A 22,104-nucleotide genomic window follows, 5' to 3' on the forward strand; every position below is an offset into this window, starting at 1 on the left:
CCCTAAATCGTGCCCCAAAAAAACCAAATAATTAAATAGAAGTACTCCAAAAAAAAACCAACTGAAATGGCAATAACCATTGATGACCAGGTAAAAAAATCCATATTACTGCAACCAGCACAGCCAGTTCTCGCAAGACCGGGCCGCCGCCCATCCCTACCATGGCTTCACACCGGCGCACCGCGCGGCCCGGCGCCCGGAGGCGCCAGCGGCGGCAGTGCGGCTGCGGCCGGATCGCCCTTGCGCAACGTCCAATCACCATGGCAAATATCGAATCCAGACTTTCCGCCGGCAGCGAAGCATTCCAGGCCAACCGCGCCGGCATGCTTGCCCTGCTGGAGCGTATCCGCGCCTTTGAACAGCGTGCCGCCAATACCTCCGCCGCCTCGCGGGAGCGCTTCGAGAAGCGCGGGCAACTGCTGCCGCGCGAACGGCTGGCGCTGCTGCTCGACCCGGGCGCGCCCTTCATCGAGCTGTCCTCGCTGGCCGGGCTCGGGCTGGACAACCCGGACCTCGATAAAAGCGTGCCCGGCGGCGGGCTGATCGCAGGCATCGGCTTCGTGTCCGGCATCCGCTGCATGATCAGCGCCTCGGACTCCGGCATCAATGCCGGCGCCCTGCAACCCAAGGGCCTGGACAAGCAGCTGCGCGTGCAGGAGATCGCGCTGGAGAATAAGCTGCCCTACGTGCAGCTGGTGGAGAGCGCAGGCGCCAACCTGATGACCTACAAGGTCGAGGATTTTGTGCGCGGCGGGAACCTGTTCCGCAACCTGGCGCGCCTGTCGGCGGCCGGGCTGCCGGTGGTGACGGTGACGCACGGCTCGTCCACGGCCGGCGGCGCTTACCAGACCGGGCTGTCCGACTACATCATCATGGTGCGCGGCCGCTCGCGCGCCTTCCTGGCCGGCCCGCCGCTGCTGATGGCCGCCACCGGCGAAGTGGCCACCGAGGAAGAGCTCGGCGGGGCGGTCATGCACACCACCGTGTCCGGCCTGGGCGACTACCTGGCCGAGGACGACCGCGATGCGCTGGGCATCGCGCGCGACATCCTGGGCAAGATCGACTGGCCGCGCGAGCAGCCCGCCGTGCGGGCCTTCAAGCCGCCGCGCTACGACGCCGAGGAGCTGCTGGGCGTGATGCCGATGGACCACAAGCGGCCGGTGGACATGAAGGAGGTCATCGCCCGCATCGCCGACGACTCCGACTTCCTCGAGTTCGGCGGGAACTACGGCGGCGCCACCGTGTGCGGCCATGTGCGGATCGAAGGCTGGTCGCTCGGCATCATCACCAACAACGGCCCGATCGACCCGGCCGGCGCCACCAAGGCCACGCACTTCATCCAGGCCTGCTGCCAGTCGCGCACGCCCATCCTCTACCTGAACAACACCACCGGCTTCATGGTGGGCCGCAGCTACGAGGAGGACGGCATCATCAAGCACGGCTCCAAGATGATCCAGGCAGTGAGCAATGCCACCGTGCCGCAGATCACGATCTACTGCGGCGCGTCGTTCGGCGCCGGCAACTACGGCATGTGCGGGCGCGGCTTCCATCCGCGCTTCTGCTTCTCGTGGCCCAACGCCAAGACTGCCGTGATGGGCGGCGAACAGGCCGCCCGCACGATGGCCATCGTCACCGAGGCCGCCATGAAACGCAAGGGCGGCGAAGCCGACGCCGCCCAGCTCGAAGCGCTGCAAAAGGGCATCGTGGAACGGTTCGACCGCCAGATGAGCGTGTTCGTCACCAGCGCGCACGTGCTGGACGACGGCGTGATCGACCCGCGCAGCACGCGCGCCGTGCTGGCCAACGTGCTGGCGATCTGCCGCGAAGGGGACGCCCGCACGCCGCAACCCATGCAGTTCGCCGTGGCGCGCCCCTGAGGCGGCCGCCGGCAGACCAACCCGACACAAGGATCCGCGACATGCAACTCACCACCGAACACGAGGCGCTGCGCGCCACCATCAAGCGCTTCATCGCCGAACAGGTCAACCCATATGTGGACGCATGGGAAGAGGCCGAGATCTTCCCCGCGCACGAGGTCTTCCGCAAAATGGGCGCACTGGGGCTGCTGGGCCTGTCCAAGCCCGAAGCCGACGGCGGCTCGGGGCTCGACTACTCCTACAGCGCCGTGCTGGCCGAGACCCTGGCCGACATCAACTGTGGGGGCGTGCCGATGGCCATCGGCGTGCAGACCGACATGGCGACGCCCGCGCTCGCCCACCACGGCAGCGAGGAAGTGCGGCGCGAGTTCCTGGCGCCCGCCATCAGCGGCGAATACGTGGCCTGCCTGGGGGTGTCCGAGGTGGGCAGCGGTTCCGACGTGGCATCGATCAAGACCACCGCGCGCCGCGACGGCGACGACTACATCATCAACGGCGGCAAGATGTGGACCACCAACGGCACCCAGGCTGACTTCTGCTGCGTGCTGGCCAACACCTCGGACGGCGCGCCTCACCGCAACAAGACGCTGATCGTGGTGCCGATGAAGACGCGCGGCGTCTCCGTGGCCAAGAAGATCCGCAAGATCGGCATGGACTCGTCCGACACGGCACAGCTCTACTTCGACGACGTGCGCGTGCCGCAGCGCTGGCGCATCGGCGAGGAGGGCATGGGTTTCACCTACCAGATGGAGCAGTTCCAGGTGGAGCGCCTGTGGGGCGCGCTGAACACCTGCGGGGTGTGCCAGAAGGCCATCGGCCTGACCATCGAATACACCCGGGAGCGCAAGGCCTTCGGCCGCTCGATCCTGGACAACCAGTGGGTGCACTACACCCTGGCCGAGCTGCAGACCGAGGTGGAGGCGCTGCACGCGCTGTGCTGGCGCGCCGTGGGGATGATGGTGCGCGGCGAGGATGCCACGCGCCTGGCGACCATGGCCAAGCTCAAGGCCGGCCGCCTGGTGCGCGAGGTATCGGACCGCAGCCTGCAGTTCTGGGGCGGCATGGGCTATGTGATGGAAAGCCCGGTCTCGCGGATCTTCCGCGACGGGCGGCTGACCTCCATCGGCGGCGGCGCGGACGAAGTCATGCTGCAGATCCTGTGCAAGTACATGGGTACCTTCCCGCAAGGGAAGTAGGCGCAGGGCAGGCCAGACAGAACAACATCCATATCGGGGCACCATGAAGCAGTCCACGCCATTCCACAAGATCCTGATCGCCAACCGCGGCGAGATCGCCCTGCGCGTGATGCGCAGCGCGGCCGCGCTCGGCTACCGCACGGTGGCGGTCTATTCGAGCGCCGATGCCGGCGCCCGCCACGCCGCCGAGGCCGACCAGGCGGTGCATATCGGCGACGCCGCGCCGGCGCAGTCCTACCTGCGCATCGAGGCCATCATCGACGCGGCCCGCCGCACCGGCGCCGATGCGGTGCATCCCGGCTACGGCTTCCTGGCCGAGAACGCGGCCTTCGCGCGCGCTTGCCGCGAGGCCGGGCTGGTCTTTATCGGGCCATCGCCCGAGTCCATCCTCGCGATGGGCAACAAGGCCGGCGCCAAGCGGCTCATGATGGCGGCGGACGTGCCTTGCATCCCCGGCTATCAAGGCGAAGACCAGAACGAAGCGCGGCTGTGCGCCGAAGCCGAACGCATTGGCTTCCCAGTGATGATCAAGGCCACGGCGGGCGGCGGCGGGCGCGGCATGCGGCTGGTACCGGACGCGCGCGCCTTCGCCGAGCTGCTGCGCAGCGCGCGCTCGGAGGCGCAGGGCGCCTTCGGCGATCCGGAGGTGATCCTGGAGCGTGCCGTCGTCGAGCCGCGCCACATCGAGATCCAGATCCTGGCCGACCGCTACGGCAACGCCATCCACCTGGGCGAGCGCGACTGCTCGGTGCAGCGCCGCCACCAGAAACTGATCGAGGAGGCGCCATCGCCCGCCGTGAGCCCGGAACTGCGCGCCCGCATGGGCGCCACCGCCGTGGCCGCGGTCAAGGCGATCGGCTACGAAGGCGCCGGCACGCTGGAATTCCTGCTCGACCGCGACGGCAACTACTACTTCATGGAGATGAACACGCGGCTGCAGGTGGAGCATCCGGTCACGGAGGCCATCACCGGGCTGGACCTGGTGGCGCTGCAGTTGCGCATCGCCGCCGGCGAGCCGCTGCCGCTGGCGCAGAAAGACGTGCGCTTCTCCGGCCATGCCATCGAGGTCCGGCTGTGCGCCGAGGACGCGCAGCAGGGGTTCATGCCGCAGAGCGGCACGGTGGCGCTGTGGCAGGCTCCGGCCGCGCTGCGGACCGAGCATGCGCTGCAAAGCGGCGCGGCGATCCCGCCGTACTACGACTCCATGATCGCCAAGCTGGTCAGCCACGGCGCGGACCGGGAGGAAGCCCGCCGCAGGCTGGCGCGCGGGCTGGAGGACCTGGTGGCGCTGGGCGTGACCACCAACCAGGCCTTCCTGGCACGCTGCCTGGCGCATCCCGCCTTTGCCGCGGGCGAGGCGACCACCGCCTTTATCGGCCAGCACCAGGACGCGCTGCTGCGCGAGGACCCCGCCCGGCACGGGCGCGCCGCCGCGCTGGTCGCGCTGCTGCTCTACGAGACCGCGCCTGGCCGCGCGCCGGGCGTGCCGTCCGCCAGCCTGTCACCGGCGCTGCCGATCGGGCTGCGCTATCGCGTGGCCGGTGCCGAGCACCAGGCCAGCCTGGCATTCCTGGGGGCCAACCGCTTCGAGGTCCGTCTCGGCGAGGCACGCCACGCCTTCGAAACCCTCCAGCTGACGGCAAGCACGGTTCGCTTTTGCTGCGACGGCGTGGTCGAAAGCGCGGTGTTCCATCGCGACGGCAACACGCTGCTGCTGCGGTACCAGGGCCACCCGGTGCGGGTCGAGGACCATACCCGCATTACCGCGGAACGCACCGGCGAGGCGGCCGGCGACGGCAAGCTGCGCGCCTCCATGAACGGCCGCGTGGTCAACGTGATGGTGGCCGCCGGCGACCGCGTGGAAGCCGGCCAGCCCATGGTCACGCTCGAAGCCATGAAGATGGAACATATCCACGTGGCGCCGGCCGCTGGCCGCGTCGGCGCGGTGCACGTGCAAGTGGGCGACCAGGCCGCGGCCATGCGCGTGATCGCCGAGATCGAGTTCGAGGCGCAGGCGGCATGAGCGCGCCATGCCTTGCGCCATGTCTTCCACTCGATGTCTTCCAATTCTTCCAGTTCTTCCAATTCTTCCAATTCTTCCAATAGCGAGCAAGACACCATGAGCGAAACGGAAACCCCGGCTGTCCTGCACGAGCAGCGCGGCGCCGCGTTCTGGATCACCATCAACCGGCCCGACAAGCGCAACGCCATCAACAAGGAGGTGGTGGCCGGCATCCGCGCGGGCTACCGTGCCGCCCACGCGGACTCCTCGGTACGCGCCATCGTGCTGACCGGCGCGGGCGACAAGGCCTTCTGCGCCGGCGGCGACCTGCAGCCCGGCAAGGGCTTCGCCTTCGACCTGTCGCAGCCCAACCTGGACTACGCCGACATGCTGCGCGAAGCGCAGCAGGCCACGCTGCCCACCATCGCCCGCGTCAACGGCACCTGCATGGCCGGCGGCATGGGCCTGCTGTGCATGGCCGACATGGCCGTGGCCGCCGACAACGCGCTGTTCGGCCTGCCCGAGGTGAAGGTGGGGGTGTTCCCGATGCAGGTGCTGAGCCTGCTGCAGGCACTGGCGCCGCCACGGCTGGTGCGCGAGTGGTGCATCAGCGGCGAGCCGTTCTCCGCCGCCGAGGCCAAGGCCGCCGGCCTGGTCAACCACCTGGCCGCGCCGGGCGAACTGGATGCCCGCACCGAGTGGCTGGTGGCGCGCGTGGCCGACAAATCGCCCACCGCGATCCGGCGCGGCAAATACGCCATGCAGGCCATGGCGTCGATGAGCTTCGCCGAAGGCATCGCCTATACCGAAAGCCAGATCGCGCTGCTGGCCATGACGGAGGACGCCCGCGAAGGGCTGGCCGCCTTCAACGAAAAGCGCAAGCCGGTCTGGACCGGCAGATGATGGCGCCGGCGCCCGCCGGCAATTTGTCAGACAACTTGCGAGATGGAACTTGCGAGACAGGGGAGTCGCATATGGGAGATGCCGTGACTGGGAAGCCATCCTCACTGTCGCCGGGCGATAGCCCCGGCATGCTCGCGCTGGGCATGGCCGACTGGCTGTGCCGGCGCGCCGCGCGCGGGCCGCAGCGGCCGGCGCTGACCTGCGCCGGCCAGACCTGGACCTACGCCGAGCTGGTGGCCAGGACCGGCCGGATGGCCACGGTGCTGGCGGCCGGCGGCGTGCAGCCAGGCCAGCGCGTGGGCTACCTGGGGCTGAACGATCCCCTGTTCCTGGTCACGCAATTCGCCTGCGGCTGGCTGGGCGCCGTCTTCGTGCCGCTCAACTTCCGCCTGACCGGCCCGGAACTGGCCTTCATCGTCAACGATGCCGGCGTGCACACGCTGTTTGCCGACGACGGCTACACCGGCCTGATCGACGAAGTCCGCCCCCGGCTGGAATGCCAGCGCTACCTGGGCCGCACCGCCGCGCCGGGCTGGGAAGGGCTGGATGCGCTGATGGCAAAGGCCGCGCAGGCCGGCGCCGTGCCGCCGCTGGCCGCCACCCACCCCGACGACGTGGCCGCCGTGATGTACACGTCCGGCACCACCGGCAACCCCAAGGGCGCCATGCTGACGCATGGCAACTTCTGGTCCAACAACCTCAACGTGATGTTGATGAGCGACATCGCCAGCACCGATGTCGCGCTCAACTTCGCCCCGCTGTTCCATGTGGGCGGCATGTGCTGCGTTACCTTGCCGATCCTGATGGCCGGTGGCCATCTTGTCCTGCAGCGCAGCTTCGACCCCGCCGGCGTGATGCAGGACGTGGCCGAACACCGTGTCACGGTCAGCTTTGCCGTGCCCGCCATGCTGCTGTTCGTCAGCCAGCACCCGGATTTCGAGCGGGCGGACCTGTCCAGCCTGCGCAGCATCTCGGTAGGCGGCGCGCCGATGCCGGAGCCGCTGCTGCGGCTGTTCTCCGTGCGCGGCATCCCGGTCAACCAGGGCTATGGGCTGACCGAGACCGCCGCCGCCACCACCTTCCTGGCCCCCGAGCGGGCCCACGACAAGCTGGGCTCCTGCGGCACCCCGGCGTTCCTGACCGAGGTGTGCGTTCGGGCGTTCGACGGCACGCCGGTCACCGCCCCGCACGAGCGCGGCGAGCTCTGCGCGCGCGGCGCAAACGTGATGAAGGGCTACTGGAACCGGCCCGACGCCACGGCCGGCGCCTTCTACGAAGGCGGCTGGTTCCGCACCGGCGATGTGGGATACGCCGACGAAGAGGGCTTCTACTACATCTGCGACCGCCTCAAGGACATGGTCATCACCGGCGGCGAGAACGTCTACCCGGCCGAAGTGGAAAGCGTGCTGTACGAGCACCCGGCCATCGCCGAAGTCGCAGTGATCGGCGCCCCCGACCCACGCTGGGGCGAGCACGTGGTGGCCGTGGTGGCGCTCAAGCCGGGCGCCAGCCTGACGCTCGAAGCCTTGCAGGCCTTCGCCGAAACCAGGCTGGCACGCTACAAGCTGCCGCGCGAACTGCGCGTGGTGGCGGCGCTGCCGCGCAATCCGACCGGCAAGGTACTCAAGATCCGCCTGAGGGAACAGGCCACGGCCTAGGGCAGGGCGAGGACAGGAACTTCAGGAGATAAGCCATGGCCGGACCGACGATCGATTTCTGGCAGGCCCGCTTCGAGGCCGGCCAGACCCCGTGGGAGCGCGATACCGCCAGCCCGCAACTGGGCAAATGGCTGGCCGCCGGCGAGATCCGGCCAGGGGAGGATGTCGTCGTGCCGGGCTGCGGCGGCGGCTGGGAAGTCGCCGCCCTGGCCGCCCACGGCGTGCGCGTGCGCGGCCTCGACTATGCACCCGCCGCGCTGGCACGGGCGGCCGACCGCCTTGAGCGGCAAGGCCTGCAGGCGCCGCTGGAGCAGGCGGACGTGCTGCAATGGCAGCCGGCGGCGGCTGTCGATGCCGTCTACGAGCAGACCTGCCTGTGTGCCTTGCACCCGGACCACTGGACGCGCTACGCCGACCAGCTCCACGCGTGGCTGCGGCCCGGCGGGCGGCTGTTCGCCCTGTTCATGCAGATGCGCCGCGATAGTGCCGCGCAGGGCATCGTCGAAGGCCCGCCTTATCACTGCGATATCAACGCCATGCGCGCCTTGTTCCCGGCCGGGCGCTGGAAATGGCCAAAGCCGCCATTTGCCGCGGTGATGCATTCCAATGGGGCGTTTGAACTGGCGATGGTGCTGGAGCGGCGCTGATCCCGGGGCTCAGGGACCTCACGCCTGGCTTTCGAAAGCCACGTTCCGGCAAGATCCAGAGCACACAGCAAAGTGTGATCGAAAAGGCGCCATCGCCTGTCAAGCTTCTGCCTGAAGGCCTTCAGCGACGGGAAGTATGCCGCCGCCGCACGCTCGCAGGCCGGCCTGTTGGACACCTATACCCCTATACCTATATCCAACACGGCAAACGTGGCCAGGAAGGCGGCAGCAAGTGTGCCGGATCATAGGTATGGAGCGGCTTTGGACAGTCGGGAGCAAGTCCGGGATTGCCCATTGCCGTACCCGTGACCTATCGTTACTCAGGTGCAGACCTCGGCGCAGGACGTCCCCCCGGAGGCCCCAAGGAGAAGCCATGAGCAAGAAGTCCCATATCACGACTTATATTGTCATCGCGATGATTCTCGGCGGCCTGGTCGGATACGCTTGCCACACTGCCTTCCCGGATCCCAGGCTCGCGAAAGACGTTGCCGGATACATCTCGATCGTCACCGACGTGTTCCTGCGGCTGATCAAGATGATCATCGCGCCGCTGGTCTTCTCCACGCTTGTGATCGGCATTGCACACATGGGCGATGCCAGTACCGTGGGGCGCGTCGGCGTCAAGGCATTGGGCTGGTTCATCACCGCGTCGCTGGTATCCCTGACGCTGGGCCTGATCATGGCCACCCTGATGCAGCCGGGCAGCCACATCGGCCTGCCTCTGCCCGAGGTGGGCGCCGCCACCAACCTCAAGACCAACGCCTTCACGCTGAAAGACTTCGTGGCCCACACGGTGCCCAGATCCGTGGCCGAGGCGATGGCCAACAACGAAATCCTGCAGATCGTGGTCTTCTCGATCTTCTTCGGCACGGCCCTGTCCGCCCTCGGCGAGCGGGGCGCGCGGATGGCCGGCGTGATCGAGGACCTGGCGCAGGTGATGCTGAAGATCACCGGTGCGGTAATGTGGCTGGCGCCGGTGGCGGTGTTCGCCGCCATTGCATCGACAGTGACGACGCAAGGCCTTGGCATCCTCCTGACCTTTGCCAAGTTCATGGGCAGCTTCTACCTGGCCCTGATCGTGCTGTGGGGGCTGCTGACACTGGCGGGCATGGTGTTCCTCGGCAAACGGACCTTCACGCTGATCCGCCTGATCCGCGAACCGTTCCTGCTGTCGTTCTCCACGGCGAGTTCGGAAGCCGCTTACCCCAAGCTGCTGGAAGCGCTCGACCGGTTCGGCGTCAACCGCAAGATCTCCAGCTTTGTGCTGCCGTTGGGCTACTCGTTCAACCTGGACGGGTCGATGATGTATTGCACATTCGCGGTCCTGTTCATCGCCCAGGCGTACGACATTCACCTGCCGCTGGGCACCCAGATCACCATGCTGCTGCTATTGATGCTCACGTCGAAGGGGATGGCGGGCGTGCCGCGCGCATCGCTGGTGGTGATCGCGGCCACGCTGAACCAGTTCAACATGCCGGAAGCGGGCCTGCTGCTGATCATGGGCGTCGATCAGTTTCTCGACATGGGCCGCTCGGCGACCAATGCCGTGGGGAACTCGATCGCCTCCGCCGTGGTGGCCAAGTGGGAAGGCCAGCTAGCAGAGTCCACCCTTGATGAGGGCGAGGGCGGCATCGGGGGCGAGCCGGTGCCGCTGCACAAGCCGGACGCCGTGCACGCGTAGCCGTCTGGGCGCAGACCTGGGAGGAGCGCGCATGCATTCCCTACAAGTACGCCAGTGGATCCTGGCCGGCCGCCCGATGCTGCAGGCTGCCATGGCCCTGTGCATGGCGATATGCGTTGGCATCGTTTCGGCGCAGGAACCCATCGAACTGGCCGGCACGCTGAAAAAGGCCAAGGACACCGGCAGCCTGACCATCGGCTATCGGGAGTCGTCCCTGCCGTTCTCGTATCTGAATCAGGCCCACAGGCCGATCGGGTACTCGATCGACATCTGCACGGCCATCGTGCAGGCCGCCGGAGCGGAAGTCGGACGCGAGCTGTCGATCCAGTGGGTGCCTGTCACGTCCGAAAACCGCTTTGACGCCATTGTCTCGGGCAAGATCGACCTGGAGTGCGGATCGACCACCCGCAACACCGAGCGTCAGCAGCTTGCCGCATTCTCGCCGGTGATCTTCATTGCCGGTACCAAGCTGATGGTGCCGCATGGCTCGCCAATCAGATCGTTCCGTGACCTGAAGGGCAAGACCGTGGTCGCCACGGCGGGCACGACCAACGCCCAGGCGCTGGAGCGGTTGTCCGCCCGCTTTGATCTGGGACTGAAGATCATCCGGGCGCGCGACCATGCCGATGCGTTCGAGGTGCTGCGGCACGGCGGCGCCGACGCCTATGCGGGAGACGATGTGCTCCTGTACGGCTTCCTTGCCAAATACGCCGCCGGCAAGAAGTTCGACATCACCCGCGATTTTCTCTCCTACGATCCGTACGGGATCATGCTGCGCAAGGGCGATCCCCAGTTCTCGGCCGTCGTGGACAAGGCCGTTCGCGACCTGATCACCTCCGGAGAGCTGGAGCGCCTGTACAAGCAATGGTTTCTCAACCGGCTGCCCACTGGCGAGCGTCTTGGCATTCCGATGAGCGCGCAACTGGAGGACCTCATCGGTGCGACGCCGGAACAGCCGAACTAGAAGCGCATCGGCACAAACCGGTGTCAAAAATGACGCCCGCAAAACACGTGGATGGCCGCAGCTCAGGCTGATACCTCAAACATCGAAATAGAGATAAAACTCCCACGGGTGCGGCCGCAGCTTCAGCGTATCGATCTCGCGCCTGCGCTTGTAGTCGATCCAGGTGCTGATCACGTCTTCCGTAAAGACGTCCCCTTTTAGCAGGAAAGCCGAATCGGCCTCCAGCGCCGACAGGGATTCCTCGAGCGACCCCGGGACCTGGCGGATCTTTGCGGCCTCCTCGCGCGGCAGCTCATAAATGTTCTTGTCGAGCGGAGCGCCCGGATCGGTCTGGTTTTCGATGCCGTCCAGCCCGGCCAGCAGCATTGCCGAAAAAGCAAGGTAGGCATTGGCGGAAGGATCGGGACAGCGGAATTCCACGCGCCTCGCGCCCGGCGCAGCGGAATACATCGGGATCCTCGCGGCGGCGGAACGATTGCGCTGCGACATGGCCAGGTTGACCGGTGCTTCGTAGCCCGGCACCAGGCGCTTGTAGGAATTCGTGCTCGGGGCGCACAAAGCCATCAGGGCCGGAGCGTGCCTGAGCAAGCCGCCGATGTACCAGCGGCACATTTCGGATGTCAGCGCCCAGCCGGCCGCATCGAAGAACAGGTTCTCGCCGTCCTTCCACAGGCTCTGGTGGCAATGCATGCCGCTTGCGTTGTCCGCGAACAGGGGCTTTGGCATGAACGTCGCGACCTTGCCATGCCGGCGCGCCACGTTCTTGCAGATGTACTTGTACATCATCACGTTGTCCGCCATCCGGGTCAGCGGCGCAAAGCGCATGTCGATCTCGTTCTGGCCCGCGGTCGCCACCTCATGGTGATGGATCTCGACCTGGATGCCGGCCTCCATCAGCGCCAGGACGATCTCGGAGCGGATGTCCTGCAATGTGTCGTGTGGCGGGACAGGAAAGTAGCCTTCCTTGTAGCGTTGCTTGTAGCCGAGGTTGCCCCCGCCATAGGCACCCTCGTCGCGACCCGAGGTCCATTCCCCTTCGGCCGATTCCACATGGTAGTAGCCTGAGTGCTGGTCCTGTCCAAAGCGGATGGAATCGAATATGAAGAACTCCAGCTCGGGGCCGAAGTAGCAAGTCGTGGCGAGGCCGGTCCGCTGCAGGTACGACTCCGCCTTTCTGGCGATATGACGCGGGTCGCGGGAATAGGGCTGCTGCAGAACCGGGTCCAGCACGTCGCAGATGATCGATAACGTCGGCGTTTCGCAGCACGGATCGACAAAGGCGGTCGCCGGGTCCGGCCTCACCAGCATGTCGGACTCGTGAATCTCCTGGAAGCCGCGAATCGAGGAGCCGTCGAAGCCGATGCCCGACGTGAAAAGCTCGTCGTTGACTTCGGGCAGGGTAATCGAGAAGTGTTGCCACAGACCGGGCAGGTCCGTGAACCGGAGGTCGACCACCTGGATGCCGTGCTTCCTGATCAGGTCGATCACGTCGCCCGGATGATTCGGCCGCTCGACGCGATAACTCCCCGGCTCGATTGAGACCATCGACATGGCTGCCTCCCTTGTCTGGCTGCGGCATAGTCCAACCTTAGTCCGTCCGGACCTGGAAGAAAAGCGCGCTGGGCGCACGTGCCGCCAGCGCAACTTGTGGGGCTATCACGGCTGGCGCGATTCACCCAGGCAGCGCCTGGAGCGGCAAGGCCTGCGGGCACCGCTGGAGCAGCAGTTGGACCAGGCAGTAGACCGGGTGCAAGCGCTGTACCGAGGTAGGCGAAGTCCGTCCGTGACCCGCACCCCGGGGTTACGCGCGACGGTGCGGTGAACCGATTTTCGGAAAAGTCAGGGCATCACCGATGAAATTTCCCAAACAACACTGACCGCATCTGCCGCCAACATCGGCGCAGCAGCCAATCAAGCACCCCCATCGTGGGTAATCCCCAACCCGCCGTAGCCAGTCCGCACAAGCGCCACCCCGATAGTTTTGTTACGGTGACACGGGCTGGCGGAAGGGCGGCACGTTCGGCCGCAAGCAGCCAACCGGTCTGCGCCGGAACCGCAATCGACGCGCTTCCCGCGACCGCCCCCGACACATCGCGCGGCCAGCGCGCCACGGCACCACCGGGACAGGAGACAAGATTGGAGATTCTCCAGCTAACCATCTCAGGCATAGCGCTGGGCTGCATCTATGCGCTGATCGCCCTGGGCTTCGTGCTGATCTACAAGGCCACCGAGACCGTGAACTTTGCCCAGGGCGAGTTCATGATGCTGGGCGCCTTTGCCGGCGTGGTGCTGACCATGATGGGGCTGCCGCTGTGGCTGGCGGTGCCGTTGACGGTGGCGGGCATGGCGGGTTTCGGCATGCTGGTGGAGCGGCTGGCGATCCGGCCGATCCTGGGCCAGCCGCAGTTCACGGTGGTGATGCTGACCATCGGCATGGGCTACGTGATGCGCGGCCTGATCACCATGGTGCCGGGCATCGGCGCTGGCACGCATACGCTGCCGGTGCCTTACCAGGGCATGGTGTGGCGCACGGGCGGGCTGGTGCTGAGCGTGGAGCAGGTGGCGGTGATCGCGGTGACGGCGGCGCTGTGCGTGCTGCTCTATCTGGTGTTCCGCTACAGCCGTATCGGCGTGGCCATGCAGGCCAGCTCGCAGAACCAGCTCGCGGCTTATTACATGGGCATTCCGGTGCGGCGCCTGAATGGGCTGGTGTGGGGCCTGTCGGCCGCGGTGGCGGCGCTGGCGGGACTGTTGCTGGCGCCCATCACCTTTGTCCACGCGAGCATGGGCCTGCTGGGCCTGAAGGCTTTCCCGGCCGCGGTGGTGGGCGGGTTCGGCAGCCTGCCCGGCGCCATCGTGGGCGGGCTGGTGATCGGGGTGGTGGAGTCGCTGGCGGGCTTTTACCTGCCGGAGGGCTTCAAGGATGTGGCGGCCTATGTGGTGGTGCTGATCATGCTGGCGGTCAAACCCAACGGCCTGTTCGGCGAGAACCTGCGCAAGAAGGTATAGCGATGCGATTCCTCTTCAAGACCGACTACCGCCAGGACCTGCGCCTGGCCCGCCAGCCCGGCCAGCGGCTGTGGTATGGGCTGCTGATGGCCTGCCTGCTGGTGGCGCCGGGCTGGGCCAGCAGTTATTGGGTCGCGCAGCTTGGCTTTGTGCTGATCTATGCGATCGCCGGGCTGGGGTTGATGGTGCTGTCCGGGTTCACCGGGCTGCTGTCGATCGGGCATGCGGCCTTTCTCGGCGTGGGGGCGTATGCGCAGGCCTGGCTGACCGGCCACGGCGTGCCGTTCGTGCCGGCCCTGGTGGCCTCGGCGGCGCTGTCGGCGCTGGCCGGTGTGGTGGTGGGGCTGCCGGCGCTGCGGGTCAAGGGCATCTACCTGGCCATCGCCACGCTGGCCTTCGGCTTTATCGTCGAGGAGGGGCTGGCGCGCTGGGAGGGCGTGACCGGGGGCAACGCCGGGCTGGCGGTAGGCGCGCCGGAACTGGCTGGCTACACGCTGGACAGCCCGGTGGCGTTCTATTACCTGTCGCTGGCGGTCTGCGTGCTGGCCACGCTGGGCGTGCTCAACCTGCTGCGCGGCGCGACCGGGCGGGCCTTTATCGCGATCCGCGATTCCGAGATCTCGGCGCAGAGCATGGGCATCCACCTGGCGCGCTACAAGACCCTGTCGTTCGCGCTGTCGGCGGCGCTGGTGGGCCTGGCCGGCGCGCTGTACGCGCACAAGCTGCGCTTTATCTCGCCCGAGCAGTTCGGCATCGGCCAGTCCATCGACCTGTTGCTGCTGGTGGTGGTGGGCGGCCTGGGTTCCGTGCACGGCGCGTTCCTGGGCGCGGCGTTCCTGATCGTGATGCCGCAGCTGATCGTGCTGGCCAAGGACTGGCTGCCGCCGGCCATGGCGCAGGCCAGCGGCTTGCAAGCGCTGATCTACGGGCTGGTGCTGATGGCCTTCGTGCTGTTCGAGCCGATGGGGCTGTACGGGCGCTGGTGCAAGATCCGCACCTACCTGGAGCTGTTTCCCTTCTACCGCCAGGGCATGTTCCGGCGCCAGAAGGCGTTCCAGCGCTCCGAGCGCCTGAAATAAGGAGACCTGGACCATGTCGCACAGCCATTCCGATACCCTGCTGAGCGTGCGCGACCTGACGGTGCGCTTTGGCGGCGTGCTGGCGCTCAACGGCGTGAGCTTCGACGTGCGCCGCGGCGAGGTCTTTACGCTGATCGGCCCCAACGGGGCCGGCAAGACCACGGTCTTCAACCTGATCAGCCGCATCTACCCGCCCACCAGCGGCGAGATCCTGTGGCAGGGCGAGGCGCTCACGCGCATGCCGCCGCACGCCATCGCGGCGCAGGGCATCGCGCGCACCTTCCAGAATATCGAGCTGTTCGAGCACGCCACGGTGCTGCAGAACCTGCTGATCGGCCACCACACGCACCGCGCCGCCGGCTTCTGGGCGGACCTGCTGTTCACGCCCGCGGCGCGCCGCTCGGAGCTGGCCGCGCGCCGCAAGGCCGAGGAAATGATCGAGCTGCTGGACCTGCAGGCGCACCGCGACGCGCTGGTGGCGGGCCTGCCCTATGGCGTGCGCAAGGTGGTGGAGCTGGCGCGCGCGCTGTGCAGCGGGCCGCGCCTGTTGCTGCTGGACGAGCCATCGTCGGGGCTCAATGTGGAGGAGACCGAGGACATGGCGTGGTGGATCCGCGATATCCGTAGCGAACTGGGCATCACCGTGCTGATGGTGGAGCACGATATGAGCCTGGTGTCGCGCGTGTCCGACCGGGTGCTGGCGATGAGCCAGGGCCAGGTGCTGGCGCAGGGCACGCCGGCCGAGGTGCAGGCGCACCCGGGGGTGATCGAAGCCTACCTTGGCACCGTGGACGATGTGGCTTCGCTGCGGAGGGCGGCATGAATCTCGCGCAAGGCGCAGACAAGCTGCGCGGCCTGCAGCCAGCCCCGGTGCTGGCGCTGGCCAATGTGGAAAGCGCCTACGGTCCGGTCAAGGCGATCCGCGGGGTGAGCCTGAGCGTGGCGCCGGGCAGCATCGCCACCGTGCTGGGCGCCAACGGCGCCGGCAAGACCACCATCCTCAAGACCATTTCCGGGGTGCTGGACCCCACCCGCGGCAGCATCGCCTTCAAGGGCGCGAGCATTGCCGGGCTGGACCCGGCGCAGATCGTGCGGCGCGGCCTGAGCCATGTGCCGGAGGGCAGGGAGGTGTTCCCGCTGCTGTCGGTGCGCGACAACCTGCTGATGGGCGCCTACACCCGGCGCGACCGCGACGGCGTGGCCCGCGACATGGAAGCCGTGTACGGCTATTTCCCGGTGCTGCGCGAGCGCGCCGGCCAGGACGCGGGCCTGCTGTCGGGCGGGCAGCAGCAGATGCTGGCGATCTCGCGCGCGCTGATGGCCGCGCCCGAGCTGATCCTGCTGGACGAGCCAAGCCTGGGCCTGTCGCCCAAGCTGACCAAGGACATCTTCGAGATCGTGGTACGCATCAACCGCGAGCGCGGCACCACCATCCTGCTGGTGGAACAGAACGCCAATATGGCGCTCAACGCGGCGGACTACGGCTATGTGCTGGAGAACGGCCGCATCGTGGCCGAGGACACCTGCGCCGCGCTGCGCGAGAAGGACGATATCAAGGAGTTCTACCTCGGCATGAAGGACAGCGGCGTGCGCGGCGAGCGGCGCTGGAAGAAGCGCAAGACCTGGCGCTAGCCCGCGACCCCGATCCCGACTGACCGTCTTTCCCCGGAGAGCCATCCATGGCGAAACCAGCAGCGCACACCATGCAGCCCTTGTCCGAAGCCGCGTTCGAGACCCTGCCGCAGATGTTCTGGCACGCCGTCGACGTGCGCGGCGACGCCGTGATGATGCGGCAGAAGGATCTCGGCATCTGGCGCAGCTACAGCTGGCGCGAGGTGGGCGAGATCGTGGCCGACGTGGCGGCGGGGCTGGCGGCGCTGGGCCTGCAGCCGGGCGAAGTGGTCTCGGTGCTGTCGAACACCAGCCGCGAATGGGTGTGGAGCGACCTGGGCGCGCTCACGGCCGGCGCGGTGGTGAGCGGCATCTATCCGACCGATGCGCCGCCGCAGGTGGAATACCTGTGCCAGGACTCCGGCACCGTGGTCCTGTTCGTTGAAAACGAGGAGCAGCTCGACAAATACCTGGAGGTGCGCGAGCGCCTGCCCGGCCTGCGCCGCGTGGTGGTGTTCGACATGGAGGGGCTGGCCGGCTTCGAGGATGCCGCGGTGATGAGCTTCGACGCGCTGCTGGCGCTGGGCCGCCAGGCGCGCGCGCGGCAGCCGGACTGGCTGGTGGCCAGGCGTACCGCCGGCGGCGGCGAGGCGCTGGCGGTGCTGGTATACACGTCCGGCACCACGGGACGGCCCAAGGGCGCCATGCTGTCGCACCGCAACGTGCTGCGCAGCTGCCTGACGCTGCGCGCGTTCCTGCCCGCCACCACGGTGGGCGAGCGCATGGCCTTCCTGCCGCTGTGCCATGTCTCCGAGCGGATCTTCGGCGAATACTACGCGATCCTGTGCGGCGCGGTGGCCAACTTCGTCGAGAACCCGGACACCATCTTCGACAATATCCGCGAGATCCAGCCCGACGCCTTCCTGGCGGTGCCGCGCGTGTGGGAAAAGATGTACTCCAGCGTCACCATCGCCGTGCGCGAAGCCACCGGCCTGCAGCGCCGCGCCTATGCCTGGGCGATGGCGGCCGGGCAGGCCCGCGTGCACGAGGCGGGGCAGGAGCCGCGGCTGGCCCCCGGGGCGCGCCTGAAGCTGTGGCTGGCCGATACGCTGGTGCTGGGCAATGTGCGCCGCATGATGGGCCTGAACCGCGTGCAACTGGCGGTGACCGGCGCCGCGCCGATCTCGCCGGACCTGATCCGCTGGTATATGGCGCTGGGCATCGAGCTGCACGAGCTGTGGGGCATGACCGAGATCACCGGGGCCGCCACCTGCAACCCGCCGGGGCGCACGCGCCCGGGCAGCATCGGCGTGGCCCTGCCGCAGACGGAGGTGCGTATCTCGCACGAGGGCGAGCTGCTGGTGCGCGGACCGCAGGTCTTCATGGGCTACCTGAACCTGCCCGCCAAGACCGCCGAGACCATGGTGGATGGCTGGCTGCGCACCGGCGACGTGGGCCGGGTGGACGAGCAGGGCTATTTCTATATCACGGACCGCATGAAGGACCTGATCATCACGGCCGGCGGCAAGAACGTCACGCCCTCCGAGTGGGAGAACCAGCTCAAGTTCAGCCCCTACGTGACCGACGCCGTGGTGATCGGCGACCGCCGGCCCTACCTGAGCTGCCTGGTGATGATCGACCAGGACAACGTGGAGCAGTGGGCCCAGGAGCACGACGTGCACTTCTCCGACTACGGCTCGCTGTGCCGCAGCAAGGAGGTCGTTGCGCTGGTGGGGCAAGAGATCGACAAGGTCAACCAGCAGTTCGCGCGGGTCGAGCAGATCAAGGCGTTCCGGCTGCTGGAGACCCGCCTTGGCGCCGAGGACGAGGAACTGACGCCGACCATGAAGCTCAAGCGCAAGCTAGTCAACGACAAGTACAGCGGGCTGATCGAGTCGATGTACCCGGCCAAGGTGGCCTGAACGCAGGCAGCGCCAACCGCAGCCCCAACCGCAGCCCAACAGGAGGCGCCATGAGCCATGCAGCCAGCATGGGTCCCGTGACCCTTGTCCGGCACGGCCGCATCGGCCTGCTTTGCATCGACCATCCGCCAGTCAACGCGCTCTCGGTGGCGACGGTGGCCGGGCTGGACGCCAAGGTAGCCGCCTTCGAGGCCGATCCCGCGCTGGATGGCCTGCTGATCTGGTGCGCGGGCCGCACCTTCGTGGCCGGCGGCGATATCGCCCAGTTCGACGCACCTGGCTTCGACGCGGCCCCGTACAACCGCATCCTCGCCCGCATCGAGGCCAGCGAACGGCTGGTGGTGGCGGCCCTGCACGGCACCGCGCTCGGCGGCGGGCTGGAACTGGCGCTGGCCTGCCATTACCGGCTGGCGCTGCCTGGCGCCCGGGTCGGCCTGCCCGAGATCAGGCTGGGCCTGCTGCCGGGCGCGCTGGGCTCCCAGCGGCTGCCGCGGGCCTGCGGGGCGGCGCTGGCGCTGGACCTGATGCTGAGCGGGCGCATGCTGGACGCGGAAGCGGCCTTGCGCGCCGGCATCGTCGATGCGCTGGCGACCGGCGAGCCACTGGCGGCCGGCCTCAACTACCTGGAAGACCTGCTGGACAGGCGGGCGCCGCCGCGCCGGCTGTCCGCGCTCCCGGCGTCGACGGCTGGCCTGCCGGCCGATTTCTTCTCGCAGGCCTTGTTGCGGGCCAGGCAGGAGCAGGCGCGCTATCCGGCCGCCGCGGCCATCGTGCGGGCGGTGGAAGCCGCCGCGACCCGGCCGTTCGCCGAGGGCGAGGCGCTGGAGGCCGCATTGCTTGCGTCCTGCGTGGTCTCGCCCGAATCGCGGGCCCTGCGCCACCTGTTCCTTGCCGAACGGCAGGCAGCCCGGGTGCCTGGCGTGCCCGCTGGACTGCTGCCGCGCGTGCTGCACACCGCCGGGGTGGTTGGCGCCGGCACCATGGGCCGCCGCATTGCCATGAGCCTGGCCGATGCCGGCATGCCGGTAACCCTGGTCGAGGCCAGCGGGGCCGCGCTGGCGAAAGGGCTTGCCTCGGTGCGCGCCAGGTACGAGGCGGACGCGGCGGCCGGGCGGCTGCGGCCGGAACAGGTGGCAAGACGCATGGGCCTGATCGCCGGGACCCTGGACTACGAGGCGCTGGCCGGCTGCGAACTGGTGATCGAGGCCGTGGTCGAGGACATGGCGCTCAAGCAGCAGGTCTGCGGGCGGCTTGGGCGCCTGTGCAAACCCGGTGCGATCATCGCCACCAATACCTCGACGCTGGACGTGGAGGTGCTGGCCGAGGCCAGCGGCCGGCCAGCCGATTTTGCCGGCCTGCATTTCCGCAACCCGGCCAATGGCGGCCGGCTGATCGAGGTGGTGCGCGGCAGCGCCACCGCACCCGACGTGCTGGTGACGGCCATGCAGCTGGCGCGGCGGCTCGGCAAGGTGGCGGTGGTATGCGGTGTGTGCTTCGGCTTTATCGGCAACCGCATGGCCGAAGCCTACCTGCGAGAGAGCGAATTCCTGCTGATGGAGGGCGTGAGCCCGGTGCGGCTCGATGCGGTCATGGAGGCCTGCGGCATGGCAATGGGACCGTGCCGCATGCTGGACGTGGCCGGGATCGACGTGAGCGCCAAGATCGTGCTGGAGTATGGCAAGGCCGGCGGCCTGCCGCCCGATCCCGCCTATCGCGCGGTGGTGCGCACGCTGTTCCGGCTCGGCCGCCTTGGCTGCAAGAGCGGGGCCGGCCTTTACCGGTACCCCGGCGGGGCAGCGGTGGCGGACCCCGAGGCCGAGCGCATCTGCCGCGCGCTGGGCCGCGCGCACGGCATTGCCCGCCGCACGGATATCAGCGACGCCGAGATTGCCGAGCGCCTGCTCTATCCCCTGGTCAACGAGGCGGCCAAGCTGCTGGAGGAGGGGGTGGCAAGCCGCCCCGGCGATATCGACATGGTGTGGACCGCCGGCTACGGCTACCCGGATTATCTCGGCGGCCCGGTCTGGCAGGCGGACAGCATCGGCCTGGCGCGCATCGTGGCCGGCCTGGAGCGCTACGCCCGGCTGCGCGGCAATCCTTATGACTACTGGGACGTGTCGCCCTTGCTGGCAACCCTGGCGCGCGGCGGGCAGCGCCTGTCCGACTGGGTGGCGCCGCGGCCGGAAGCCGGCGCGGCCCCCATCCCCTCAGCGCCTGGCTCGGCGGCAAGGCCGGCCGGGCAAGGCAGGATTCACCCGGGACCCAAGCCGCCGCAGAGCGTGCATTGACGTCGATGCAGTTCGCAGAAACATAACGCCACCATAACGCCACCATAACGCCAACAATCAAGGAGACAACCATGATCTGGAAAACCACCGTCGCCGCCGTTGCCCTCGCGCTCAGCGCCAGCGCCGGCGCACAGACCCGCGGCGTCAGCGACAAGGAGATCGTGCTCGGCCTGATCACCGACATGTCCGGGCCGATCGTCAATTACGGCAGGGAGTCGCGCAACGGCATGACCATGGCCGTGGAAGACATCAACGCGCGCGGCGGCGTGCAGGGCCGCAAGCTGCGGGTGGTGGTGGAAGACAACGGCTACGAGCCCAGGCGCGCCGTGCTGGCGGCGCAGAAGCTGGTGACCCAGGACGGCGTGTTCGCCATCATCGGCCATCTGGGCACCGCGCCCAATATGGCAACGCTGCCGTTCCTGCTGCAGAGCAAGGTCTTCAATTTCATGCCGCAGAGCGCGGCGCGCGATATGTATGAGCCGCCCAGCCCGTACAAGATCGCGCTGGGGCCGTCCAATTTCCTGATGTCCACCACCATCATGGATTATTTCCTGAAGCAGAAACCCTATCAGCGCATCGGCGTGCTGTACCAGGACGACGACTATGGGCGCGAGTCGCTGGAAGGCGCGCAGGCCTATTTGAAGACGAAGAACCTGGCCGTGGTGGAGAAGGTCTCGTACAAGCGCGGCGCCACCGACTTTTCCTCGCAGATGGCGCGCCTGAAGGCGGCCAACTGCGATCTGGTATTCAACGCCTCCACCATGCGCGAGTACGTCGCCTCGGTCCAGGAAGCGCGCAAGATCGGCTTCAATCCGGTCTTCGCGGGCACTTCTGCCAATTATGCGCACCAGGTGCCGCTGCTGGGCGGCAAGGCAATGGAGGGCCTGCATGCAGCCGCCTTCACCATGCTGCCCTATGCCGACGATCCCAATCCGACGGTACGCCAATGGGCCGCCGCCTACAAGAAGCGCTTCAACGAGGATCCCGGCGTGTACTCGATGTTCAGCTACTACGCCTACGTCACCTTCGCCACCCTGGCCGACAAGGCAGGCCGCAACCTGACCGCGGAGACCTTCAACGCCGCCATGGAGTCGACCCGGCTGCCGCCGGATGCGCTGGGCAACCCGGGCTTCAACGTCTCGGCCACCAACCGGCTGAGCAACGACCGTATCCGCATCATGAAGGTGGTGGGCGACAAGTGGATTCCCGCCAGCGAACTGCTGCCACCGCCCAAGTTGTGAATTCGGCGGACCCGGCCGGAGGAGGC

Annotated in this window: 16 protein-coding genes; 15 read left to right on the plus strand and 1 reads right to left on the minus strand. The window is 67.7% G+C overall.

Annotated elements, in window-relative coordinates; genetic code table 11:
* Positions 1-260: 260 nt before the first annotated feature.
* The 8 genes from P3W85_RS11075 (at position 261) to P3W85_RS11110 (ending at position 10,928) form a co-directional block, all read left to right on the plus strand.
* The gene (locus P3W85_RS11075) at positions 261-1,877 is read left to right on the plus strand and encodes an acyl-CoA carboxylase subunit beta (protein ID WP_276264821.1); all 1,617 of its coding nucleotides are present in this window, start codon (positions 261-263) and stop codon (positions 1,875-1,877) included.
* A gap of 41 nt (positions 1,878-1,918) precedes the next feature.
* Positions 1,919-3,073 (plus strand): acyl-CoA dehydrogenase family protein, encoded by a 1,155-nt coding sequence (locus P3W85_RS11080; RefSeq protein ID WP_276264822.1) that lies wholly within the window; start codon positions 1,919-1,921, stop codon positions 3,071-3,073.
* Between the two features lie 43 nt (positions 3,074-3,116).
* Positions 3,117-5,096: an acetyl/propionyl/methylcrotonyl-CoA carboxylase subunit alpha gene (locus P3W85_RS11085; protein ID WP_276264823.1), complete on the plus strand. Its 1,980-nt coding sequence runs from the start codon at positions 3,117-3,119 to the stop codon at positions 5,094-5,096.
* A gap of 96 nt (positions 5,097-5,192) precedes the next feature.
* Positions 5,193-5,978: an enoyl-CoA hydratase/isomerase family protein gene (locus P3W85_RS11090; protein WP_276264824.1), complete on the plus strand. Its 786-nt coding sequence runs from the start codon at positions 5,193-5,195 to the stop codon at positions 5,976-5,978.
* A gap of 83 nt (positions 5,979-6,061) precedes the next feature.
* Positions 6,062-7,636: an acyl-CoA synthetase gene (locus tag P3W85_RS11095; RefSeq protein WP_276264825.1), complete on the plus strand. Its 1,575-nt coding sequence runs from the start codon at positions 6,062-6,064 to the stop codon at positions 7,634-7,636.
* Between the two features lie 35 nt (positions 7,637-7,671).
* Positions 7,672-8,283, plus strand: coding sequence for a methyltransferase domain-containing protein (locus P3W85_RS11100; RefSeq protein WP_276264826.1), 612 nt, complete (start codon positions 7,672-7,674; stop codon positions 8,281-8,283).
* A 373-nt stretch (positions 8,284-8,656) separates the two neighbouring features.
* Positions 8,657-9,964, plus strand: coding sequence for a dicarboxylate/amino acid:cation symporter (locus P3W85_RS11105; protein WP_017224080.1), 1,308 nt, complete (start codon positions 8,657-8,659; stop codon positions 9,962-9,964).
* A 91-nt stretch (positions 9,965-10,055) separates the two neighbouring features.
* Entirely contained in the window at positions 10,056-10,928 is an 873-nt protein-coding gene (locus tag P3W85_RS11110) for an amino acid ABC transporter substrate-binding protein (RefSeq protein ID WP_430869530.1), read from the plus strand.
* Between the two features lie 75 nt (positions 10,929-11,003).
* On the opposite strand, the gene glnA is transcribed toward P3W85_RS11110, so the two are convergent.
* Complete coding sequence (gene glnA / locus P3W85_RS11115; RefSeq protein ID WP_017224082.1) at positions 11,004-12,479, minus strand: type I glutamate--ammonia ligase; 1,476 nt, start codon at positions 12,477-12,479, stop codon at positions 11,004-11,006.
* Between the two features lie 585 nt (positions 12,480-13,064).
* Between glnA and P3W85_RS11120 the strand changes: the two genes are divergently transcribed.
* The 7 genes from P3W85_RS11120 to P3W85_RS11150 all read left to right on the plus strand — a co-directional run bounded on the left by P3W85_RS11120 (position 13,065) and on the right by P3W85_RS11150 (position 22,078).
* Positions 13,065-13,937, plus strand: coding sequence for a branched-chain amino acid ABC transporter permease (locus P3W85_RS11120; RefSeq protein ID WP_017224083.1), 873 nt, complete (start codon positions 13,065-13,067; stop codon positions 13,935-13,937).
* Between the two features lie 2 nt (positions 13,938-13,939).
* Positions 13,940-15,016, plus strand: coding sequence for a branched-chain amino acid ABC transporter permease (locus P3W85_RS11125; RefSeq protein WP_017224084.1), 1,077 nt, complete (start codon positions 13,940-13,942; stop codon positions 15,014-15,016).
* Positions 15,017-15,029: 13 nt separating this feature from the next.
* The gene (locus P3W85_RS11130) at positions 15,030-15,839 is read left to right on the plus strand and encodes an ABC transporter ATP-binding protein (protein WP_276264827.1); all 810 of its coding nucleotides are present in this window, start codon (positions 15,030-15,032) and stop codon (positions 15,837-15,839) included.
* Complete coding sequence (locus P3W85_RS11135) at positions 15,836-16,648, plus strand: ABC transporter ATP-binding protein (protein WP_017224086.1); 813 nt, start codon at positions 15,836-15,838, stop codon at positions 16,646-16,648. Before P3W85_RS11130 ends, P3W85_RS11135 begins: the two co-directional genes overlap by 4 nt.
* A gap of 47 nt (positions 16,649-16,695) precedes the next feature.
* A complete protein-coding gene (locus P3W85_RS11140) occupies positions 16,696-18,549 on the plus strand; it encodes an AMP-dependent synthetase/ligase (RefSeq protein ID WP_276264828.1) in 1,854 nt (617 codons plus the stop codon).
* A gap of 50 nt (positions 18,550-18,599) precedes the next feature.
* A complete protein-coding gene (locus P3W85_RS11145) occupies positions 18,600-20,837 on the plus strand; it encodes a 3-hydroxyacyl-CoA dehydrogenase NAD-binding domain-containing protein (protein WP_276264829.1) in 2,238 nt (745 codons plus the stop codon).
* 71 nt (positions 20,838-20,908) lie between these two features.
* Positions 20,909-22,078 (plus strand): ABC transporter substrate-binding protein, encoded by a 1,170-nt coding sequence (locus tag P3W85_RS11150; RefSeq protein WP_276264830.1) that lies wholly within the window; start codon positions 20,909-20,911, stop codon positions 22,076-22,078.
* Positions 22,079-22,104 lie beyond the last annotated feature (26 nt).

Source organism: Cupriavidus basilensis, from assembly GCF_029335485.1.
Lineage (GTDB): Bacteria > Pseudomonadota > Gammaproteobacteria > Burkholderiales > Burkholderiaceae > Cupriavidus > Cupriavidus basilensis_E.

What these genes read in the sequence shown, in the direction of transcription:
- glnA (WP_017224082.1), bottom strand. Translation starts at nt 12,479, where the DNA reads ATGTCGATGGTCTCAATCGAGCCGGGGAGTTATCGCGTCGAGCGGCCG.
- P3W85_RS11090 (WP_276264824.1), top strand. Translation starts at nt 5,193, where the DNA reads ATGAGCGAAACGGAAACCCCGGCTGTCCTGCACGAGCAGCGCGGCGCC.
- P3W85_RS11085 (WP_276264823.1), top strand. Translation starts at nt 3,117, where the DNA reads ATGAAGCAGTCCACGCCATTCCACAAGATCCTGATCGCCAACCGCGGC.
- P3W85_RS11125 (WP_017224084.1), top strand. Translation starts at nt 13,940, where the DNA reads ATGCGATTCCTCTTCAAGACCGACTACCGCCAGGACCTGCGCCTGGCC.
- P3W85_RS11075 (WP_276264821.1), top strand. Translation starts at nt 261, where the DNA reads ATGGCAAATATCGAATCCAGACTTTCCGCCGGCAGCGAAGCATTCCAG.
- P3W85_RS11140 (WP_276264828.1), top strand. Translation starts at nt 16,696, where the DNA reads ATGGCGAAACCAGCAGCGCACACCATGCAGCCCTTGTCCGAAGCCGCG.
- P3W85_RS11130 (WP_276264827.1), top strand. Translation starts at nt 15,030, where the DNA reads ATGTCGCACAGCCATTCCGATACCCTGCTGAGCGTGCGCGACCTGACG.
- P3W85_RS11135 (WP_017224086.1), top strand. Translation starts at nt 15,836, where the DNA reads ATGAATCTCGCGCAAGGCGCAGACAAGCTGCGCGGCCTGCAGCCAGCC.
- P3W85_RS11100 (WP_276264826.1), top strand. Translation starts at nt 7,672, where the DNA reads ATGGCCGGACCGACGATCGATTTCTGGCAGGCCCGCTTCGAGGCCGGC.
- P3W85_RS11110 (WP_430869530.1), top strand. Translation starts at nt 10,056, where the DNA reads ATGGCCCTGTGCATGGCGATATGCGTTGGCATCGTTTCGGCGCAGGAA.
- P3W85_RS11080 (WP_276264822.1), top strand. Translation starts at nt 1,919, where the DNA reads ATGCAACTCACCACCGAACACGAGGCGCTGCGCGCCACCATCAAGCGC.
- P3W85_RS11145 (WP_276264829.1), top strand. Translation starts at nt 18,600, where the DNA reads ATGAGCCATGCAGCCAGCATGGGTCCCGTGACCCTTGTCCGGCACGGC.
- P3W85_RS11150 (WP_276264830.1), top strand. Translation starts at nt 20,909, where the DNA reads ATGATCTGGAAAACCACCGTCGCCGCCGTTGCCCTCGCGCTCAGCGCC.
- P3W85_RS11105 (WP_017224080.1), top strand. Translation starts at nt 8,657, where the DNA reads ATGAGCAAGAAGTCCCATATCACGACTTATATTGTCATCGCGATGATT.